The organism is Nocardioides gansuensis, from assembly GCF_003076135.1.
Lineage (GTDB): Bacteria > Actinomycetota > Actinomycetes > Propionibacteriales > Nocardioidaceae > Nocardioides > Nocardioides gansuensis.
Window position 1 is genome coordinate 1 of sequence record NZ_QDGZ01000028.1, and the last position, 977, is coordinate 977.

Sequence of the window (977 nt, forward strand, 5' to 3'; positions counted from 1 at the left end):
GCGCCCTTCGACCGCAACGTGAAGAACGGGCGTCGCTGGTCCGCTGCCCGGGCCTACCTGCACCCGGTGCTGGACCGGAAGAACCTGACCGTGCAGACCTTCGCCTTCGCCACCCGGGTCCTCTTCGACACCTCCGGCGACACCCCGCGCGCGGTCGGCGTGGAGTACACCCGCGGCGTCGGCCGGGCAGCGCGCCACCACACCGTCCAGGCGGGCGAGGTCATCCTCTGCGGCGGGGCGATCAACACCCCGCAGCTGCTCCAGCTCAGCGGTGTCGGCGACCGCGCCCTGCTGGCCCGGCACGACATCGCGGTGGTCCAGCACCTGCCCGGCGTCGGGGAGAACCTCCAGGACCACCTCGAGGTCTACATCCAGTACGCCTCGAAGCAGCCGGTCTCGATCGCCCCCGGCCTGGCCTGGCACCAGCGACCCAAGATCGCCTGGCAGTGGCTCTTCCAGCGCAAGGGCCTGGGCGCGACCAACCACTTCGAGGGCGGCGGCTTCGCCCGCTCCAACGAGGACGTCGACTGGCCGAACCTGATGTTCCACTTCCTGCCGATCGCGATCCGCTACGACGGCACCAGCCCGATCGAGGGCCACGGCTACCAGGTGCACATCGGCCCGATGTACGCCGACACCCGCGGCTGGGTCCGGATCAAGTCCAGGGACCCGCGGGTCCACCCCTCGATGCAGTTCAACTACCTGTCGACGGCCACCGACCGCAAGGAATGGGTGGAGGCCGTGCGGGTGGCCCGCAACATCCTCAACCAGCCGGCGTTCGAGCCCTTCAACGCCGGCGAGATCTCGCCCGGCCCCACCGTCGAGACCGACGAGGAGATCCTGGACTGGGTGCGCCAGGACGCCGAGACCGCGCTGCACCCCTCCTGCACCGCGGCGATGGGCACCGGCGAGATGACGGTGACCGACCCGCTGTCGATGAAGGTGCACGGCACCGAGGGCCTGCGGGTCTGCGACGC

Annotated in this window: 1 protein-coding gene; it reads left to right on the top strand. The window is 70.6% G+C overall.

Annotation, left to right across the window (positions count from 1 at the left end; translation table 11 throughout):
* Nucleotides 1-977, top strand: a 977-nt coding sequence (locus DDE18_RS22460) for a GMC oxidoreductase (protein ID WP_211754720.1), incomplete at both ends; no start/stop codon positions are given.